The 18,569-nt window shown below is 42.5% G+C and carries 16 protein-coding genes; 4 read left to right on the forward strand and 12 right to left on the reverse strand.

The annotated features are described in order from the left end of the window. Positions 1 to 64: 64 nt before the first annotated feature. Both AM500_RS24535 and acpS read right to left on the reverse strand, forming a co-directional pair. Positions 65 to 1,087 (reverse strand): LolA family protein, encoded by a 1,023-nt coding sequence (locus AM500_RS24535; protein WP_053601546.1) that lies wholly within the window; start codon positions 1,085 to 1,087, stop codon positions 65 to 67. Between the two features lie 199 nt (positions 1,088 to 1,286). Beyond that, positions 1,287 to 1,634, reverse strand: coding sequence for a holo-ACP synthase (acpS, locus tag AM500_RS24540; protein ID WP_053601547.1), 348 nt, complete (start codon positions 1,632 to 1,634; stop codon positions 1,287 to 1,289). Positions 1,635 to 1,859: 225 nt separating this feature from the next. Between acpS and AM500_RS24545 the strand changes: the two genes are divergently transcribed. Continuing rightward, complete coding sequence (locus AM500_RS24545) at positions 1,860 to 2,441, forward strand: rhomboid family intramembrane serine protease (protein ID WP_053601548.1); 582 nt, start codon at positions 1,860 to 1,862, stop codon at positions 2,439 to 2,441. A gap of 54 nt (positions 2,442 to 2,495) precedes the next feature. Here AM500_RS24545 and AM500_RS24550 read toward each other — a convergent pair whose 3' ends face one another. The 8 genes from AM500_RS24550 to AM500_RS24585 form a co-directional block, all read right to left on the reverse strand. Further along, positions 2,496 to 3,947 carry a PH domain-containing protein gene (locus tag AM500_RS24550; RefSeq protein WP_053601549.1) on the reverse strand — a complete coding sequence of 484 codons (1,452 nt, stop codon included), beginning with the start codon at positions 3,945 to 3,947 and terminating at the stop codon, positions 2,496 to 2,498. Beyond that, the gene (locus AM500_RS24555) at positions 3,934 to 4,413 is read right to left on the reverse strand and encodes a PH domain-containing protein (protein ID WP_053601550.1); all 480 of its coding nucleotides are present in this window, start codon (positions 4,411 to 4,413) and stop codon (positions 3,934 to 3,936) included. Before AM500_RS24555 ends, AM500_RS24550 begins: the two co-directional genes overlap by 14 nt. Positions 4,414 to 4,489: 76 nt before the next feature. Beyond that, the gene (gene uvsE, locus AM500_RS24560) at positions 4,490 to 5,455 is read right to left on the reverse strand and encodes a UV DNA damage repair endonuclease UvsE (protein ID WP_053601551.1); all 966 of its coding nucleotides are present in this window, start codon (positions 5,453 to 5,455) and stop codon (positions 4,490 to 4,492) included. 112 nt (positions 5,456 to 5,567) lie between these two features. Then, on the reverse strand, positions 5,568 to 7,076 hold the full coding sequence (locus AM500_RS24565) for a degradosome RNA helicase CshA (protein ID WP_442854020.1): 1,509 nt from the start codon (positions 7,074 to 7,076) through the stop codon (positions 5,568 to 5,570). A 205-nt stretch (positions 7,077 to 7,281) separates the two neighbouring features. After that, positions 7,282 to 7,995, reverse strand: coding sequence for an alpha/beta hydrolase (locus tag AM500_RS24570; protein WP_053601553.1), 714 nt, complete (start codon positions 7,993 to 7,995; stop codon positions 7,282 to 7,284). A gap of 130 nt (positions 7,996 to 8,125) precedes the next feature. Further along, the gene (locus AM500_RS24575; protein ID WP_053601554.1) at positions 8,126 to 9,502 is read right to left on the reverse strand and encodes a UDP-N-acetylmuramoyl-tripeptide--D-alanyl-D-alanine ligase; all 1,377 of its coding nucleotides are present in this window, start codon (positions 9,500 to 9,502) and stop codon (positions 8,126 to 8,128) included. 61 nt (positions 9,503 to 9,563) lie between these two features. Then, positions 9,564 to 10,631: a D-alanine--D-alanine ligase gene (locus AM500_RS24580; protein WP_053601555.1), complete on the reverse strand. Its 1,068-nt coding sequence runs from the start codon at positions 10,629 to 10,631 to the stop codon at positions 9,564 to 9,566. A gap of 224 nt (positions 10,632 to 10,855) precedes the next feature. Continuing rightward, positions 10,856 to 11,632: a hypothetical protein gene (locus AM500_RS24585; protein WP_053601556.1), complete on the reverse strand. Its 777-nt coding sequence runs from the start codon at positions 11,630 to 11,632 to the stop codon at positions 10,856 to 10,858. 384 nt (positions 11,633 to 12,016) lie between these two features. Between AM500_RS24585 and mgtE the strand changes: the two genes are divergently transcribed. Further along, a complete protein-coding gene (gene mgtE, locus AM500_RS24590) occupies positions 12,017 to 13,375 on the forward strand; it encodes a magnesium transporter (protein WP_053601557.1) in 1,359 nt (452 codons plus the stop codon). Positions 13,376 to 13,500: 125 nt separating this feature from the next. Here the strand turns inward: mgtE and AM500_RS24595 are convergent, their stop codons facing one another. Continuing rightward, positions 13,501 to 14,412 (reverse strand): diacylglycerol/lipid kinase family protein, encoded by a 912-nt coding sequence (locus tag AM500_RS24595; protein ID WP_053601558.1) that lies wholly within the window; start codon positions 14,410 to 14,412, stop codon positions 13,501 to 13,503. A 175-nt stretch (positions 14,413 to 14,587) separates the two neighbouring features. Between AM500_RS24595 and AM500_RS24600 the strand changes: the two genes are divergently transcribed. Together AM500_RS24600 and gltP are read left to right on the forward strand one after the other, a co-directional pair. Beyond that, entirely contained in the window at positions 14,588 to 16,240 is a 1,653-nt protein-coding gene (locus AM500_RS24600; protein WP_053601559.1) for a mechanosensitive ion channel, read from the forward strand. 292 nt (positions 16,241 to 16,532) lie between these two features. After that, positions 16,533 to 17,813, forward strand: coding sequence for a glutamate/aspartate:proton symporter GltP (gene gltP, locus AM500_RS24605; protein WP_053601560.1), 1,281 nt, complete (start codon positions 16,533 to 16,535; stop codon positions 17,811 to 17,813). A gap of 339 nt (positions 17,814 to 18,152) precedes the next feature. On the opposite strand, the gene AM500_RS24610 is transcribed toward gltP, so the two are convergent. Then, positions 18,153 to 18,554: an anti-sigma regulatory factor gene (locus AM500_RS24610; RefSeq protein ID WP_053601874.1), complete on the reverse strand. Its 402-nt coding sequence runs from the start codon at positions 18,552 to 18,554 to the stop codon at positions 18,153 to 18,155. Positions 18,555 to 18,569: the final 15 nt, after the last annotated feature.

Here is an 18,569-nt window from a genome sequence, read left to right on the forward strand (position 1 = left end):
TAAACGTGTGAAATAATGCGGCAGGCCCTGGATAATGGGCCTGCCGAAAGTGAGTAATTTTTAGTTATTTTACAAGCTCACCTTGTACAGACATGGCGAGGGAAACCATTTCAGCTTCAGTCAAATCCTTCGAGGCTATCATATAATCTATTCCATCCTGATTCCAGGTTATTGATTGTTTGGTCAAAGCGCCAATTGTAAATCCAAGGTCGACCGGCTCGCCGTTCATATCCGCAGGATAGGAAACAGTCGCAGGTTCAGTTAAGCGCCTTTCCTGAATTAGCGTGAAGGATTTTTCCCCGCCAAACGTTAAGACTACTCTCTTCCCATCTTCAATAGCTAATTCTTTCTCTTCTATCAGTGAAACACCAGGAATTTCTGCTGATGGGTGCTTTACAGTAAAGGAAGTATCCTTATTATCACCATCTGCCATCGCAGGCGTCCCCACCTGGGCCCTTGTCATATTCTTCTGTGTATCAAAGTCCTTTTTATTAAGGTTTGCTTTGAAATTCACCTTGGAAAACTCCACTGTTACCAATGCATTCCTGTCAGAATCCATTACCTTCACAACCGCTGGTGACAAGTCTTTTTTATTCAGCTTAATTTCCTGAAGAGGGAGCATATGGTTATTTTGATATCTGGTTTTTGTTTCAAAGACATAATATTCTTTTGTGGATGAGAATTTAGCAGTTTTATCATTCATTATATCCTGAATTAACGATTCATATAGATAAGCCTGGCTACTGTTCGTTGGCCAATCACTCTGGAAGCGGAAACTCTTGTTTAAAGCCGGTGTCAGCACGAAAACACCTTCCCCGTTCCTGAGTATCATCTGACTTTGATCTTTCTTTGCATTTTTCAAATTCACACGGTAGTAGGTAGGATCCTTATGCCAAATTTCCACGTCATAAACCTGAGGACTTGCCCCCATGGCAAGCGTCATTTTCGCATTGACCTTATACCCGGACAAATCTTCGAGTTTTCCTTCCAAATCTTTGCGGACAGATTCCTGTGACTTCGAGCCACAAGCGGACAGGACTAGTAAAGCCAACAGCCCGGCCATCAGCAGCAACACTTTTCTCCTCATTCCTTCAACCCCTTCATTGTCTATTCACTCGTTAGGGCCTCGGTGCTCACTTGCCTCTACAGCCCGTCTTCCCTATGTCATTACGAATATATGAGACAACCTTGGGGTTTATGATAGCTTGCTTTATCATTAAAAAGAAAAATGCTCTGTTCTTGTAATAGCCTTTCTGAAAAGCGTATTGTCAGTGTTCTAAATTGTTTTATTCAATGATAACTTGGGCAGCAGCATACTGCTTCGTATGGGAAATGGAAAGATGAGCGCGGACCCCATCAGGCTTCAAAAAAAAGGGTTTTCCGTTGGAATCCTTCCCGATTTCAATATCATGAAAGGAAAGACTCTCGCCAATTCCTGTGCCATTCGCTTTCGAAAAAGCTTCCTTTGCAGCAAACCTGCCTGCCAGAAACTCCACCCGCCTACTTTCCGGCAAGCTCAAGTACGTATCCTTTTCCACTGGTGTCAAGATCCTATCAGGAAACCTTATTTGCCTCTCCGTCAGTTTTTTTATTCTGTCAATCTCAATTAAATCGATTCCTATCCCTTTAATCATGTTTACATCCTTCTAATAAAGAATTTTTTCGCATAGCAATAGTCTGAGTTGGATTTTACCTAACGGAAACCGCTATGATAGACATAAGATTTGCCTTTAATAAATACTGTGTTAAACAAGTCTTCGCGCCTTCCGCTTCAATCAACACTGCTTTATATTTTAAAAATTTCTTATTAACATAGTAATAAACATTCCAAAAGCCTCACCCATAAAGGAGGGTTCTCGATGTTCACAAGGACTGAAAGCCTTGGCCAATTTATTCGTTTTTATCCAATTGTTTCAGCAATTATTGCTGTTAATCTTGTTTTTTATCTTGCGACGGTCTTGCCGTTTTTACCGAACTATTTAATCATGGAACGCTTAACAGGCGTTAACTTGTACATCGCTGAGGGGGAATGGTGGAGGCTCATAACCCCGATTTTTATGCATGGAGGGTTTCCGCACTTTCTGTTCAATAGCTTTTCACTCGTTTTGTTTGGCCCTGGCCTTGAACGGATGCTTGGACGAGGGAAGTTTATCCTCGTGTATTTACTTTCTGGAATTGCAGCCAATATTGCAACATTCATCCTTGAGCCTTTGTCATTTAGCCATGTCGGTTCAAGCGGGGCAATATTTGGTTTGTTTGGTTACTACGTAGCTGTTGTTCTGCTCCGCAAAGGCAGAATGTCCAAAGAAGACAGCCAAGTAATCCTCACAATCGCCGCCATCTCCGTTATCATGACCTTTTTTCAGTCCAACATTAACATTACTGCCCACTTGTTTGGCCTCTTAGCCGGATTCCTGCTCGGTGGTGCTGCTAAAAAATAAAGATTTGGCCGTACTCGTAATCTAAGACGGCCTTTCTCTTTTGTTGTCAACCAATCATTGCTTTGTCTGTTCCGCGGAATACCAGTTGTATATAAAAAGCGCATCTTCGGCATCCACATCCTGCACACTGCCCCCGGCTGTACCGGCACCCGACTTCGCATACGCTTCCACCCGGGTAAGCTTTTTTCTTTTTTGAAAATAACTTTCCCGTAAATCCAGCGATTGTATTTTGTTTTTTGTCATAAATACGGTAACTTTAGCTAGGTTTCTAAAACGGAAGCTTAGCTGTCCGCCATCAATCCCCCAGCCCGCTGCCCGATAGCAGCTATATGCCCAAACTGCACCGAGAATAGGGAGCAACAAGGCAGCATACCCCCATGGCCGGAAAAAGAAAACCATAACCGCCGCAACGGGCAAGGTTATCAATAAGTTTCTTAACATATAACGGCTTAACGCCCTTTTCGGAACCGGGACAAGCGTAGTTTTAAACTGATACGCCGGAAGATGCCCAGATAGAACCGATGAGACTTCACTCACCTTTATAAGCGGCAAAAGAAGAACCCTGGCGCTATCCTTATCGATAGATGAACCACCTGCACTTTCCACATGTACCGCGGCATAACCCAGCATTTCCCGCAGAGGATTCTGGGTAATTTGAATGGCTTGAATTCTCTTTAGAGGTATCGTAATTTTTCTTTTTTCCAGCAATCCACGTGAAATGATTAAGTCATCACCCATTTTTCCAACCGTGTAATTGCCATACTTAATCATCATACCTGTAATTGCCAATACCCATGCAATTAGAAAGCCCATAAAAACGAGAATGGAAACAAACACAATCCCACTTTCCACTATTGTTTCAAATCCGCTAAAAACCTGTTTATATGGTATGAATTCATCAAACTGAGTCAGGAATGCGAGAACTGCGGAAATCACAACTCCCACTCCACCGGATGTTGAGGCCATAATGAAGAGAAGATATGGAGATAGCTTATAAATCGGGTAATCCTCCATGGCTGGTTCTTCTACCCCTTGAGCACGGGCCAAATTTCTCCCGGAAAAAATAACATCCTCCAAACGTGAGGCTTCCTCTCTTGTTATAGCTGTAAGACTCGCCTCGGTCGAGTCGCTTCCAGCCCCGCCTCCGGCTGTTTCAATTTTCAGCTGCACCAAACCAAATGGTCGATGCATGATGCCCTCAGAACGATCTATGCTCTGAATCCTTTCAAGAGGGATGTATCGTTTCTTTTTGACAAAGACTCCAAATTCAAGCCGCAGTTCATTATCCTCTATTCGATAGGTGAAGCAAAGCCAAGTCAGGATTCCGGAGATAAGCGCAATGAGTATGCCGATTATGGCAAGGCTAACAAAAAACATGCTCCGCCTATCCCCTCCAGAGCCAAATATTAGAAACGCGGCTGCCGGCACGACAAGCTCCTTTAATTGCTTAATTGAGTTTATCACTGCGGCTGCCGGGTGCAGCCGTTTCGGTTCAAACATCATCATCGGCCACCCTTGCCAGCTTGGATATTTGAATTCTCAAGCTTTCCGCCTCCTCTTCTTCGAGGGCAGGAATTTCATGGGTAGTTGCAGCGGTCGAGATCATCACAGTTGCAAGATTGTATTTCCGAAGGAGCGGCCCTTGAAATGTGTCAACATGCTGGACGCGAACCATTGGAATTAACGTGCGCCGAATGACAAATATCCCTTGCTGGAGTTCAATTTCCTGCTCACGAACCTGATAGCGCCACCGACGCCAACGAACTCCGGGGAATACGGTAAGTGACAGAATTGTATGTATAGCCTCTAGCATCGCAAGCAGACCCAGAATCCACAGCGGCCAATCAAAAATAAAAAAAAGTGACGCGACTCCAGCAATGATTGACCAGGCAATGGCAGCTACAATCCCGCTCGAAATCCTCCAAACCTTTAGCGCCTTATCGGAAATTCTCGTTTCAGGCTGTGAAATCATAAATATCCTCCGTTTAAATGTTCTGCATTAAGTATACCGGAGGGAGCATTGCCTCGCACGAAAAAATGAACAGATCCTATTTTAAATAGAATGATGCCCCATCAATTACCTCAATTCCTGGTTCACTTTTCAAGTCATCCATAAGCTTGAATAAGGCAGCATCCTTTGCTTTTGCTTCAATCATACAATCCAACTCTGGTACAGATCCCTTAATTCCGCGCAAAAATTCAAGGAACATAGTTGGATCAATGTAGTCGGCATGCGCCCTGTATTCCTTCTCTGATTTTGGACTCGAAATATGCATTTTGACCGGCAGTTTAGACCACGACCATGAGGATACAACCCTCTCCCAATCCTGCTCCCAACCAGTTCCATCATGATGGGCAAGATGGTGGTGATAATCAAATACACAAGGAACCCCCAGTTTCTCGCATAGGTACAGGCTTTCTTTTAATGTAAAGGTTGTATCATCGTTTTCGAGTATAATCATCGCCTGGAGCTGATGTGGAATATAGGCCCAATTATGAATAAACATTTCTAGCGCCTTTTCTTTATCTGCATATCCTCCCCCTATATGAATAACACAGCGATGCTCGGCAGGAATCCTCATTTCTTTTAAAAAACGCTGGTGCATACTGAGTGTCTGGATGGATGTTCTTAATATTTCCTGCTTATCAGTATTGAGGACAACAAAATGATCGGGATGGAAATCGACCCTAATCGGATATTCCTTAAGAAAGTTCGCTATATTACCAAACCCTTCACCCAGCGGACTTATGTAGTCCCAATCGCCAAGCTCTTCATGATTGGCCAGCGGCACCAGCCTTGAGCTTAAGCGGAAGAACCGGATATCATTCGCCCGGTTGTGTCTGAGCAGCCTCAAACAGTTTTCAAGGTTTGACAGTGCAATCCGCTCGAGTTTCCTGACTGCAGCATCACGGTCCTTTAATCGTTGGAATTGGGCAAAAGTCATGGTTTGTGAGGGTGAACAGTTTGAAAGAGTTGTGCTCATCGCTACATATCCTAGCCTTACAATCGTCATAGGCCGGCTCCTTCCGAAATGGTCTTTCCTTTAGTATTCCATTCGAGAAGGAAAAACATTAAATAATAAAGAGGGTACCCTAAATTAAGGGCACCCTCTTGTTTATCCTGCTTTATTCAGGCCTTGTATTATTGTTATAGCTGCGAGGCTTTGAACCTGTCCGCTTTTCGTACGGGCGCTTGTCACCACTGCGCGGTCCATATGAGCCTTTCTTCCGGCGATCATAACCGCCCTTGGCATCGCCAGTCCTTCTCCTATCATACGGCTTCCGGTCCCGATCGCGATCCCTGCGCTGTGGAAGCGGTGATTCATCCGTAAGTTTAACCGGGGTTGTGTCAGGTTCTTTCGTTAACATTTTCAAAACAGCCGCAACTACAGTTGAAGCATCATGGTCTTCAAGAAGCTCTGCCGCTGCTCGGGAATAAAACTGAAGGTTATTGTCTTGAATAGTATCATTAATTCGCTCAATAACTGCCCTTTGCTGTCCTTCGAGTGCCTCATCAAGGGTTGGCGGCGTCATCCGCTCCATCTTCCGCTTGGTAGTGCGTTCCACGACAGAAAGATAAGACTTTTCACGAGGTGTTACGAATGTAAGGGCCATACCAGCTTTCCCTGCACGGCCTGTACGGCCGATGCGGTGAACATAGGACTCAGGGTCTTGTGGAATGTCAAAGTTGTACACATGCGTTACACCTGAAATATCCAAACCACGCGCAGCAACATCTGTTGCAACCAGGACTTCAATTGTCCCCTCTTTGAACTTGCGCAAAACGGACATACGCTTAGCTTGAGTAAGATCTCCGTGAATTCCCTCTGCAGCATAGCCCCGTAAGTTTAGAGCCTCAGAAAGCTCGTCAACACGACGCTTGGTACGGCCGAAAATAATGGCCAATTCAGGTGATTGAATATCAAGGAGCCTTGTAAGAACATCAAACTTATTTTTTTCCTGAACTTCAACATAATACTGTTCAATCAAAGGAACAGTCATTTCCTTTGTTTTCACGCGAATTACCTGAGGATCACGCATGAATTTCTCCGCCATCCTCTGAATTGGCGCTGGCATGGTCGCCGAGAACAGAAGTGTTTGGCGTTCCGCTGGAATTTCTGCAAGAATCGCTTCAATATCTTCAATGAAGCCCATATTCAGCATTTCATCCGCTTCATCCAATATAGCAGTATGAACCTGATCAAGGCGGAGGGTTTTCCTGTTAATGTGGTCAATTAAACGGCCCGGAGTCCCTACAACAATATGAGGACCCTTCTTTAGGGAACGGATTTGGCGGCTAATATCCTGTCCGCCGTAAATAGGCAACACTTGGACACGCTTGCCGGCACCGATTTTATACAACTCTTCTGAAACCTGGATAGCCAGTTCGCGGGTCGGTGCGATGATAATCCCCTGGACAGCATGGTTGGAAATGTCGACCTTTTCAACAAGCGGAATTCCGAATGCGGCGGTCTTCCCTGTACCTGTTTGTGCCTGTCCAATCAAATCCTTATTTTCCATGCTCAACGGAATGGTTTCAGCCTGAATTGGCGTTGCTTCTTCGAAACCCATCTTCAAAACGGCTTTAAGAGTCTGCGGGCTCAAGCCTAGTTCTTCAAACTTGGTCAATGTTATTCATTCTCCTTCTTGTAAAGCTCTATAGTTTACGTGCAGAAAAACGTCCTGAATTCACATAAGAGGTTAGTCCTTAACCTTCACTTTTCTATTTTAGCAAAAAAAGACATTCTCCTTGTAGGAGTATGCCCTGTAATGACGAACTTTTAGACACGTTGGGTGTAATCATACCACTTTTGCAAAACTAATGCAATTAAGCTTCCCTTCAGGTGGATAGGGACATCTCCGGCATTTCTTGCAAAAAGGCTTCTACCTCGGAAAAAAGGGCTTCTTTTTCCTGGCAATGACATATATGATGTGATGAACCTTTTATATAGGTTAATTTCTTCTGTTTAGCAGGTATCGTTTTGTACAAATATTCCGCACTTTTAGGTGGAACAAGTCCGTCCATTTCTCCCTGAGCTATTAGAGTTGGCACCGAGATTAATTCAAGCTGTGGGCGCACATAGCTGACCAATCTTCGAAACTGCAAAGCAGCGGTTAGTGGTGTCTGAACTATTTTTTGTTTATAACGCAAAAATAATTCATTTTCGGCCAGATTCCCGTGAACCAAGTCCCTTGCGATATCTTTTATCTCAAGTGCCAATTGCCTTGGGTTTAAATAATAGGCCGCAGCACTTAGCAGGACAAGCTTGTCGACTTTATGGTTTGCCGCAATATAACTCGCAATCATCCCGCCCATTGAAAAGCCAATTACATATATAGTATCGCACCTCTGGGCAAGAACAGAATACTCCTCCTCGGCATGTTCAATCCATTCGCGGAAAGCAACCCCTTTTAATGCAAGCATCTCTCCATGGCCAGGTAAAGTAGGAATTCGGAACTCCCACTCTGGATGTACCTTCATTAAATGTTCAGCCAGCGGCTCTACTTCATAAGGCGCTCCAGTAAAACCATGAATGCATAAGCAGCCTATCATGTATGTCTCACCTCCTTGATAAATCCCATTATAAACCGTAAAGGGGAACCAACTCAGGGATGGTTTGATTCTAAAGATGCCCTGTGTTTTGCATTATTCTTCGATTGTTTTTAACAAAGGTTATATTGGATTAGTTTTTCTGCAAGGACGTAACAACTTCCTCTAATTTCATTCCCCTTGATGCCTTTACTAAAACAAGGGTCTCACCATTAGTATGTTTTTTTAATTCTTGGATTAAGTGCTGCTTGCTTGTGAATGAAAATACCCTTTCTCCACCAAAAATCTTGCTGGCTCCGTCTGCGATCTTGGCTCCCAGCTCGCCATAGGTAAATACAAAGCTGACTTTTTCCGGATCGATTGTTTCGCCAATTTTAGAATGAAATTCCTCTTCCATTGGCCCTAGCTCAAGCATGTCACCGAGCACAAGGACCTTTCTGGCATAGCCCGGCAGATTGGCAACTAATTCAATTGCCGCTGTCATCGAAGTAGGGCTTGCATTATAGGCATCATTAATAATTTTTTCTCCATTGGCTCCTTCTGTCATTTCCATACGCATCTGGGTAAGCCTTGTTTCTTTTAGCCCTTTAGCGATTTCTTCAAAGGAAACGGAAAAATGGCGGGCTATCAGGATAGCGCCCAGCGCATTGACAATATTGTAAATCCCCAGCACCGGCAAATGAAATGGGTGATCTGATAAGTTAGTTTTAAAATCATTGCCACTTTGAGTCTGATTAATAGTAATTGGATAAATTTCATTAGATTCACTTCTGCCAAAGGTCTGGACATTCAGCTCTTTTCTGCCTGCAACCCTATCCATCAAGAGGGGTTCATCCCCATTCAAAACAGCAAGTCCGCCTTCTTTCAGCCCCTCAAGAATTTCAAGCTTCGCTTCGGCAATTGCCTCTCTAGATCCCAGGTCAAGCAGATGGGCTTCCCCAATATTCGTAATAATAACAGCATCCGGCTCAGCCAGCTTTGTAAGGAGGGAAATTTCCCCTCGGGCGCTCATGCCCATCTCTAAAACAGCAATTTCTGTATTTTCCTCCAACTGGAGAACTGTTAGCGGAAGTCCAATATGATTATTAAAATTACCTTCCGTTTTTTGCACCTTGTATTTTTGCGAAAGCAGGCTGGTAACCATATCTTTCGTAGTTGTTTTTCCATTGCTGCCTGTTATGCCTACCACTTTAACATCCAACTGTTTAAGATAGGCTCTTGCAAGCTCCTGGAGTGCAGCCAGGCAATCCTCGACAACCAAAAGAGGCAGCCCCTCTGGAGGATTCGGAACATCTTTTTGCCATAGAGCTGCAGCGGCACCTTGTTTAATAGCTGATTCAACATAGCGATGGCCGTCCACCTTTTCTCCCTTAAACGGAACAAACAAATTTCCGTTAGCGGCTTTACGCGAATCAATCGCAACACCAGTAATGACCGTTTCGTTAAAAAGAGACGTATCATTGGAAACTGGAATCATATCCGCAATTTCCTTAATCGTTTTAGAAATCATTTACGTACCTCCCATTGGAAAAAGGACATCGCCTAGGCGTGTCCCTTTCACTATATACATGCTAAAAAGTGTATTTAATCGTCTGCTTCTCGGCATGCCTTTCCAGCGCCAGATTCACAAGTTTTTCAATAAGCTCAGGGTATTCAATTCCTGTATGCTTCCATAGAAGAGGGAACATACTGAATGGCGTGAACCCCGGCATTGTATTTACTTCATTAATCAGGACTGTGCCATTCTCTGTCAGGAAGAAATCCGCCCGTACAAGCCCTGAGCAATCAAGCGCCTTGAACGCTTTGACAGCCATATCCTTCATCCTGCTGTATTTGTCATTGCCTAGTTCAGCAGGGATTATCAATGCTGTATTGCCGTCCTCATACTTGGCTTTGTAATCATAAAAGTCCTTTTTAGGTACAATTTCACCCGCAACCGAAACCTCCGGATTATCATTCCCAAGGACAGCTACTTCAATTTCCCTTGCTGTAACACCGACTTCAACAATTATCTTGCGATCAAATATGAACGCCTCTGCAAAGGCATTATCGAGTTCCACACGGTTTCTGCATTTGCTAATACCGACACTGGAACCGAGGTTAGCCGGCTTTACAAAACATGGGTACCCCAGCTTTTCCTCTACCTTTTCATATGCGGCTTCTCTACCGGTTTCCCATTCACTGCGGATGAATGAAGTATAATCAACCTGGCCTAGGCCTGCCTCTGCAAAAATATTTTTCATGATGACTTTATCCATACCCGCAGCCGACGCAAGCACCCCATTTCCGACATACGGAAGATTAAGCAGCTCAAGCAGCCCTTGAACGGTGCCATCTTCCCCATTCGGGCCATGCAATAGAGGGAAAATGACATCAAGGTTATTTCCATCTGCTCCCTTAAAAATTGATGGGTCAAACTGGCTTGCTTCCTCTAGAGGTTTAAATTCAAGCTCTTCGATTGATTCGACCGGGCCCAGCAATTGTTCACCCTTTACCCAATTCCCATCTACGGTTATGTAGATGGGGTAAATGTCGAATTTCTCAATATCAAGTGCTTTGATGACAGCCAGTGCGGTTTGCATTGACACTTTATGTTCTGCGGATTTCCCGCCGTATAACAAGCCAAGTTTGGTCTTCATTTTGTTACCTCCAATTTATTTTCATACTCATTTTACATAAGTAAGAGCGGGATAGAAATAATTAACCTCATTTTAGTTTATTAAGAAGGTTCATAGGCGGAACCACTAATTAGAGAAATCTCCAACCCTAAAATACCCTTCGGTAAAAGTTACGGCCCCTTATTTCCAGCCAAGCACTATGTATGAACCCGCAGTAACTTTTTATTACCCTGAAAAGCTCGCGGTCAAATAACAAACAGTTTCCAGTCTTTTAGTTTCTTATCAAACACCAACTTGGCATGGCACTGTTTTCGGACCGTTCTTGTGTAAGCCTCGTACATATCATCCATATTTGCAAAATCCCCTACCATCCAGATAGGGATTTCAATTCTCCCTTTTTGGGAATCTGCATCCTTAACAGATATACAAATTCCTTCCTTCATAAATGGTACTAGTGATAAGAGGAGATCCTTGTTTAAAATGGGATAAAGCCGTTTCTTTTTTAAACCGAAAAATGTTTTTTCAAATTTCAAATCACCCATTTTTAATGGGATGACATAGCTGAGCATCGAAAAGAAGTCCATCATGCTGCGATAATATATTTTATTAGACCAGCCATCGTCGCGGGACAAATATACAAACCTGTTCCCGAGCTGATTATAAAATGGCAGTTTTAGATGGTGCATTGCATGGCCTAGATATAACAATTCGGCTATCTCCTGGCCACTCAATTCATTTAGGACCGCTTCCTCGGAAAAATCAATCCAGCAGAAATCCCCATACCCATTCACATCTTCTTTCGATAACTTTCCGATTTTTTCCTTCGTGATATATTCAAACCGTGTATGGCGATTGAATTCTCCATCCTCAAATTGATGTTTCAATAAGAGAAGATGATTTGGAAAGCCTGAAAAAGCGGCCATGAATTCCCGGAATTCAATGCCACAGGACAATACATATTGGGAAGCCTGGTTTAAATGAACATAAATAAGATCACGTACGTCCTGATTTTGCTTTTTCATGGCAAACCCTCCATTCTTTCTTCATTAAAGTTCCCTTCCCATCATAACAAAAACCAGAAAAAAATTCGCTTTTCTATTCTTTTTTCTGCTTGTTTGCCTTTCTCGTTTTGTGGAATAATTTTATAAACTATATTAGAGGAAAGCTAATCAGCACAAATCTACAGTGTTCGTTATACTCTAATCCACAAATTTCGTTTTCAGCTTTATCTTTCATGTCTCTAACTTTTACATATATAGCGTACACTGCTATATATACGAACACCTTACAATTAAAGAATTGCATAAAAGTACCCTACACAAAAAAGTTATTCTCTTTTATTTCAAATTAACGGTTATTCTCATATAATGAACATGGCAACCGCCACAGGAAAGGAGTGTGGGCATATGATTCAAAACATGTCGAAAGACCAGATTACCCTTCTGGTTATTAAAGCCATCAAAGAAAACAAAAGAAAAGAATTCGAGTCAATTCTCGATGAGCTCCAGCCGTACGATGTGGCCAGGCTTTTTGAAGACTTTCCTGAAAAGCACAAGACCCGCTTCCTCCTATATCTGAATCCACACCTTCTTGCTGATTTGCTTGAAGAGCTTGATACTGAAGAACAGCATGATGTCCTTAACAGATTGGGGATTGAAAAAACAGGGAAAGTTCTTGATTTGATGGATAATGATGATCTTGCCTCCCTTCTTGAAGAGCTGTCTCCTGAAAGAATTTCCGCCCTTCTCTCAGGGATGAAAAAAGAAGAGTCAAAAATCGTTCTGGACATCATGAATTACCCTCCAGAAACCGCTGGCCGTCTTATGACCAATCGATTTGTCTGGATCCGGAATTATTATACTGTCCGAGAAGCGGTCGGAAAATTGAAATCCTTCGCCGACTTTGCCGAAACCATTAATTATTTATATGTAATTGATGAACAGAGGCGACTGGTCGGAGTTGTTTCATACCGGGACCTGTTGATTGCCGATTCCAATGAAATTATAAATAACATTATGTTCGAACGCGTCATTTCTGTTTCCGCCGAAACAGACCAGGAGGAAGTAGCACGGATGATTGAGCGGTATGACTTTATGGCTATTCCGGTTGTAAATGCTGAGAAAGTCCTCGTTGGGATTGTTACTGTCGACGATATCATCGACGTTGTCATTCAGGAGGCAAACGAGGATATTGAAAAGCTGTCTGCTTCTGGGAAATCAATTGACTTTGATACAAAGGCTTTTATAGCTGCTTACCGAAGGCTCCCTTGGCTAATCCTCCTTTTGTTTATTGGGCTTGTATCCGGACGAATTATCAGCTCGTATTCTGAAACACTTCAGCAAGTTGTTGCCCTCGCCTTTTTCATGCCGATGATATCCGGGATGACAGGGAATACCGGCACCCAATCGCTTGCAGTTGTAGTCCGTGGGTTAAGTACTAATGAAATTGACAAGAAAGTAATTTCAAAATTAATCGTCCGTGAATTAGGCGTTGGGCTTATTATCGGGCTAATCTGTTCGATTTTAATAGCGATTATTGCATTCATTTGGCAGGATAACTATGTACTTGGTATTGTAGTGGGCAGCTCTCTATTTTTAACTCTAATTATCGGAACACTTGCCGGAACAATTATTCCGATCATACTGTATCATATAAATATTGACCCGGCTGTAGCTTCCGGGCCTTTGATTACGACCTTGAATGATATTTTCTCGCTTATCACATATTTTGGGATTGCTACTTTATTTCTTCATCAACTTACATGAATGGATAATCGGAGACCTTCAAAAATCGAAGGCCTCCTTTTATTTTCACATACTAATTTGATTATCCTTACTAAATCCCAGTCTTATAAGCGGGATAAAATAATCTTGAAAGATATATCATTTGCCTAATACATTACACTATCGTCCTTAGGAATAAGTGCAAGAATATGATGCTTTAGCACCCTCACCATAGCAGGCGTTTTTAGATATACCTCCCCGTCGGTGTCCGCTTCCATCACTTGATCTGTTGAGATTTTTAATTCACTCCCCATACAATGAATGACCTCACCTGAAGCATCGTCGTCCCCGGCAGTGACATCCGACGTTAAAATTTCTTTTATTAACCCCAAATTGGTATTTTTAATAATAAACACATTGGCCTGGCCATCATTAGCATGGATATTGGAGAATGGAAGTTGATTGGTTCCAATAAATCTTCCATTCGCAACCAAAATCATGACAGCCTCGCCTTCCATGATTTCACCCTCGCAATCAATTTGATAGCTGAACGTCTCCATTTGCCTCATTGTCCGTAAAGCACTGAGATAATAACTGACTTTGCCAAACCACTGTTTTTCTGATTCCTTTATATTATTGGAAGCTTCTGTGACCAGGCCCGTCCCCCAAAAGTTCAAGGCAAAGTGGCCATTGATTTCCATTACATCAATAGGAACCTCAATGCCTGTAATAATCATTTCAGCGGCTTGTCGAATAGTTTGAGGCATATTGAGTGTCCTGCTGAAATCATTACAGGTCCCTCCGGGTAAAATAGCAAGTATTGGCCTTTTTTCCAAACGAGCCAGGCCATTTATGGAATCATGGACTGTACCATCCCCTCCAAGGACAATGACTATTTCAGCAGTTTCCCCGTACTCCATGCAGAACCGCTCTGCATGACCGGGCTCTGACGTCTTTAACAGAATCAATTCATTGATTTCCCTGCTTAATACCGGAATACATTCTCCAAGGCTTTTCTCGATATCTTTCTGTCCAGCATTTCCGTTGTATATTAAAAGACCTCGATTGTACCTGGCCATGCCTGGTCACTCCTTCTTCCACTGCCATTCTAATTTACTTCTTCATACCCATATCCCCACCACTTCATAAACCTTACTGAAAAATTGTTAAACCTTCACACCCGTTTAAGAATGAAAAACCCGGGTAAATCAGGAATAGCTTGAAATCAAGATATACTAGAAGGAGTGGTCTATATTGAGAACTAATAATGACGTATGGGGAGGATGGGAGCAATTTACTTATAAGCTTCCAGATCTTCTAATTGCTTTAGCAGTCCTTTTAATTGGCTGGTTACTTGCTAAGGCTATAGAAAAAGGGGTTTACAAAGCTCTTCAAAAATCAAATCTCGATAATCGCCTGTTCTCTCATGTAAAGGACAGGAAATTCTCGTCCGAGAAGATTATCAGCAAAATTGTGTATTATATCCTGCTGGTATTCGTATTTATTCTTTTCTTTAATATACTTGACCTGAACATCATTGCTGGACCACTAGTAAGCATGATGTCAGCCATCACATCTGCTATCCCAAGCATTCTAAAAGCAGCTCTTATTCTAGCTGCAGGCTGGCTTGTTGCCTCAGGACTAAGTTATTTAATTAAAAAAGGTGGCCGTACATTAAGAGTCCACCAGCTTTCGCAAAAGTTAAATATTACAAAGGACAGTGAAGATCCTGGCCAGCTGGCAGACCGAATAGCTAAAATTGTATTTTATCTCGTTCTGCTCGTGTTCTTGCCAGGTGTTTTGGCAGCCCTTGACATAAGAGGCATTTCAGAACCATTCTCAAACATGCTTGGCAGTATCCTAGCTTTCCTGCCAAAACTGTTCGCTGCAGCTCTTATTGTCCTCGTCGGCTGGTTTATCGCAAAAATTGTCCGCGATATTGTAACCAATCTGCTTCTAGGATTGGGGCTTGAAAAACTGGTTGACCGTTTCGGGGCAAGAAGACTTTTTGAAGGGACAAGCCTATCATCGGTAATTGGAACAATTGTTTTTGTTCTTATTCTTATCCCAACATTTATCACAGCCCTAGAACGCCTTGATCTTAATGGAATATCAGGCCCTGCCATCAATATGCTGAATGATGTTTTAACGATGATACCAAATATAATTGTAGGCATTATAATGGTACTCATTGGTTTCTGGCTTGGCCGCTGGGCAAACACATTCATCACTGACTTGCTTGACCGTGTTGGCTTCAATAACTTTTTAAAAGGAGTTGGAATTGGCAAAAACTCCACGTCCGCACTTTCACTTTCAAAAGCGGTTGGAACAGTTGCCCAGGTTTTCATTGTTCTCCTTTTTGTAGTTGAAGCATTGAGTTTAGTAGGCCTAGACTTCTTTGTCACACTTGCAACAGGCGTTATTGGCTACTTGCCACATGTTATTGCTGCCCTGATTATTCTTGTTGTAGGCCTGTATGTTGGCAACCTTCTCAAAAGATTGCTTTCGAGTATGTTGCAGGGACCTCATTACGGTATGCTCTCTTCAGTGGCAAAATACGCTGTCATTGCCATTTCAGTTTTCATGGCACTGGCTCAGCTTGGTGTAGCAGCTTCCATCGTTAACGCCGCTTTCATTTTGATTCTTGGCGGTCTGGCATTGGCATTTGGTCTGGCATTTGGCTTAGGCGGAAGAGAATTTGCGTCCAAATACCTTGCCCGTCTTGATCAAAAATTCGAACAAACAACGGTAGTGAAACCACCTGCCCGCGATGGCAGTCAAAACCAGCCAGGATATCCAGGGAATCACAATCAGCCAGGAAAACCTAATCTTAATCAGGGACCTGCCTTTACAGATCCTAATAATCATAACCCGAATGATCCAAATAATCCTTTTAACAAAAGGTAACCTACTGAATCCTGCCAGCCCCCCGGGTTGGCAGGATTTTTTAATGTTCCAACCTCTCTGTTGTTTTCATAAAAACCACGGATAACTCATTCTGCTGTCTGGCCCAAACTTTTTTATTCCTACAACCCCAAACTGTGCTTAAATAGACATGGTTTAATCCGTTCTCTCGTGCTACTCTTATAGGGTTTCCTGATTTTTATTGTTAATATTTACTTTTGACACATTCTACGAGTCTCATTAAAATGAAGGATATGTGTTTTTTAACCAATCCAATTAAAGGAGTTTGATAGATATGAGAAAAATTGGTTTGGCATGGCAAATTCTGATTGGGCTTGCACTCGGGATTGCCATTGGCGCTATTTTTTATGGCAATCCTTCCGTTCAGGAATGGCTGCAGCCGATAGGAACTATTTTTATTCGGCTTATAAAAATGATTGTTGTGCCAATTGTCATCGCCAGCATTGTTATTGGAGTTGCAGGTGTTGGTGATATAAAAAAACTTGGAAAACTTGGCGGTAAATCACTGCTTTACTTTGAAATTATTACAACAATTGCCATCATGGTTGGACTGCTTAGCGCAAACCTGTTTAAACCAGGGCTAGGTATTGATATGGGTTCCCTGACAAAGGGTGATATTGGGAGCTATTTGTCCACAACAGAGGAAGTACAATCTCACAGCATGGCTGAAACCTTTATTAACATTGTACCTACTAATATTATTGACGCCATGGCAAGGGGCGACATGCTGGCTATTATCTTCTTCTCCGTGCTGTTTGGACTTGGTGTTGCAGCAATTGGTGAAAGAGGAAAACCTGTATTGAGTTTCTTCCAGGGTGTTGCGGATGCCATGTTTTATATGACAAACCAGATAATGAAATTCGCTCCATTCGGAGTATTCGCGTTAATTGGAGTAACGGTTTCGCAATTTGGTATCAGCTCACTCGTGCCACTTAGCAAACTTGTCCTCACAACATATGGAACGATGATATTCTTTGTCGTTGTGGTACTTGGTTTAACTGCCCGGATTTTTGGCATCAACATCTTTAATTTGTTTGTGATTTTAAAAGACGAGCTTATTCTGGCATACTCAACTGCAAGCTCGGAAACTGTGTTGCCGAAACTAATGGAAAAAATGGAAAAATTCGGATGCCCGAAAGCCATTACTTCATTTGTTATCCCAACAGGCTATTCATTCAATCTCGATGGTTCCACATTGTATCAGGCTCTTGCCGCTATCTTCATTGCACAGATGTATGGCATTGACCTTTCCTGGGGCCAGCAACTTTCACTTGTTCTTGTCTTGATGGTTACGTCAAAAGGTATTGCTGGTGTACCTGGAGTTTCATTTGTTGTTCTCCTTGCTACCCTTGGTACAGTCGGACTGCCTGTAGAAGGTTTGGCTTTTATTGCTGGTATCGACAGAATCCTTGATATGGCTCGTACCGCCGTCAATGTGGTTGGTAATTCACTTGCTGCCATTGTTATGTCAAAATGGGAAAAACAGTTCGATGAAGAAAAGGCAGCTGCTTATTTAAATGAAATTCGCAGCACCAAGAAAACCATAGAAGCATAATAATTTTATTTTCTCGCCCCTCAGTGAAGGGGCTTTTTTATTTTTTTAGGGTTGTATTAGAGTTAGGACGTTTGAATAAGCTTCTTGGATTGAACTTCACGGGAGAAAATGCGGTTTTACAAGGGGAGCTTCCAAGAATGATTTTCGTACTTAATTATAGGTTAGCATAATTGAGGATAGTGAGGACCTTCGGACGAGCTTTTGCACCTTCCGCTCCAATCGAAATTGCTATAGCCTCAACAAAATTCATTGACAAACCTTTTTTTTAAAAAAAATATCCATCCTTACGTTTAAGGATGGACGAGGTGTGGTATTAGAAAAATGTTTCATGGAATTTTGTTAATCTAACCATTTAATAATTCTGATGCATGTCCCTTTTCCGGGTTCTGTCTGGATTAAAAATTCATCCGCCATTCTCTTTATAGCAGGAAGGCCAGCCCCCAGGCTTCCAGACGTCGAAAAACCTTGCTCCATAGCACGTTCAACATTTACTATTCCCGGGCCATCATCAATGGCAAGGATCGAGATACCGCGTAAGCCATTCTCTTCAACAGTATCAATATATATTCTCCCATATCCTGCATACTTATATATGTTGCGGGCGAGTTCTGAAATAAGTGTTATAACCCTCGATTGATCAAAGAGGCTGAAACCCAGAGATTTTGCAGCTTTTCGGGCTTCCTGCCTGGCAGACATAATATCGTATTCTTCTTTTACTTCAATACATGCCTGGTCGTGCAGTAGGCAATCCGGTCT

Origin of the sequence: Bacillus sp. FJAT-18017 (assembly GCF_001278805.1) — a bacterium.
GTDB lineage: Bacteria > Bacillota > Bacilli > Bacillales > Cytobacillaceae > Bacillus_D.

Excerpts from the sequence above, each read along its gene's own strand:
- AM500_RS24535 (WP_053601546.1), bottom strand. The coding sequence starts at position 1,087 with ATGAGGAGAAAAGTGTTGCTGCTGATGGCCGGGCTGTTGGCTTTACTA.
- acpS (WP_053601547.1), bottom strand. The coding sequence starts at position 1,634 with ATGATTAAAGGGATAGGAATCGATTTAATTGAGATTGACAGAATAAAA.
- AM500_RS24545 (WP_053601548.1), top strand. The coding sequence starts at position 1,860 with ATGTTCACAAGGACTGAAAGCCTTGGCCAATTTATTCGTTTTTATCCA.
- AM500_RS24550 (WP_053601549.1), bottom strand. The coding sequence starts at position 3,947 with ATGATGATGTTTGAACCGAAACGGCTGCACCCGGCAGCCGCAGTGATA.
- AM500_RS24555 (WP_053601550.1), bottom strand. The coding sequence starts at position 4,413 with ATGATTTCACAGCCTGAAACGAGAATTTCCGATAAGGCGCTAAAGGTT.
- uvsE (WP_053601551.1), bottom strand. The coding sequence starts at position 5,455 with ATGACGATTGTAAGGCTAGGATATGTAGCGATGAGCACAACTCTTTCA.
- AM500_RS24570 (WP_053601553.1), bottom strand. The coding sequence starts at position 7,995 with ATGATAGGCTGCTTATGCATTCATGGTTTTACTGGAGCGCCTTATGAA.
- AM500_RS24575 (WP_053601554.1), bottom strand. The coding sequence starts at position 9,502 with ATGATTTCTAAAACGATTAAGGAAATTGCGGATATGATTCCAGTTTCC.
- AM500_RS24580 (WP_053601555.1), bottom strand. The coding sequence starts at position 10,631 with ATGAAGACCAAACTTGGCTTGTTATACGGCGGGAAATCCGCAGAACAT.
- AM500_RS24585 (WP_053601556.1), bottom strand. The coding sequence starts at position 11,632 with ATGAAAAAGCAAAATCAGGACGTACGTGATCTTATTTATGTTCATTTA.
- mgtE (WP_053601557.1), top strand. The coding sequence starts at position 12,017 with ATGATTCAAAACATGTCGAAAGACCAGATTACCCTTCTGGTTATTAAA.
- AM500_RS24595 (WP_053601558.1), bottom strand. The coding sequence starts at position 14,412 with ATGGCCAGGTACAATCGAGGTCTTTTAATATACAACGGAAATGCTGGA.
- gltP (WP_053601560.1), top strand. The coding sequence starts at position 16,533 with ATGAGAAAAATTGGTTTGGCATGGCAAATTCTGATTGGGCTTGCACTC.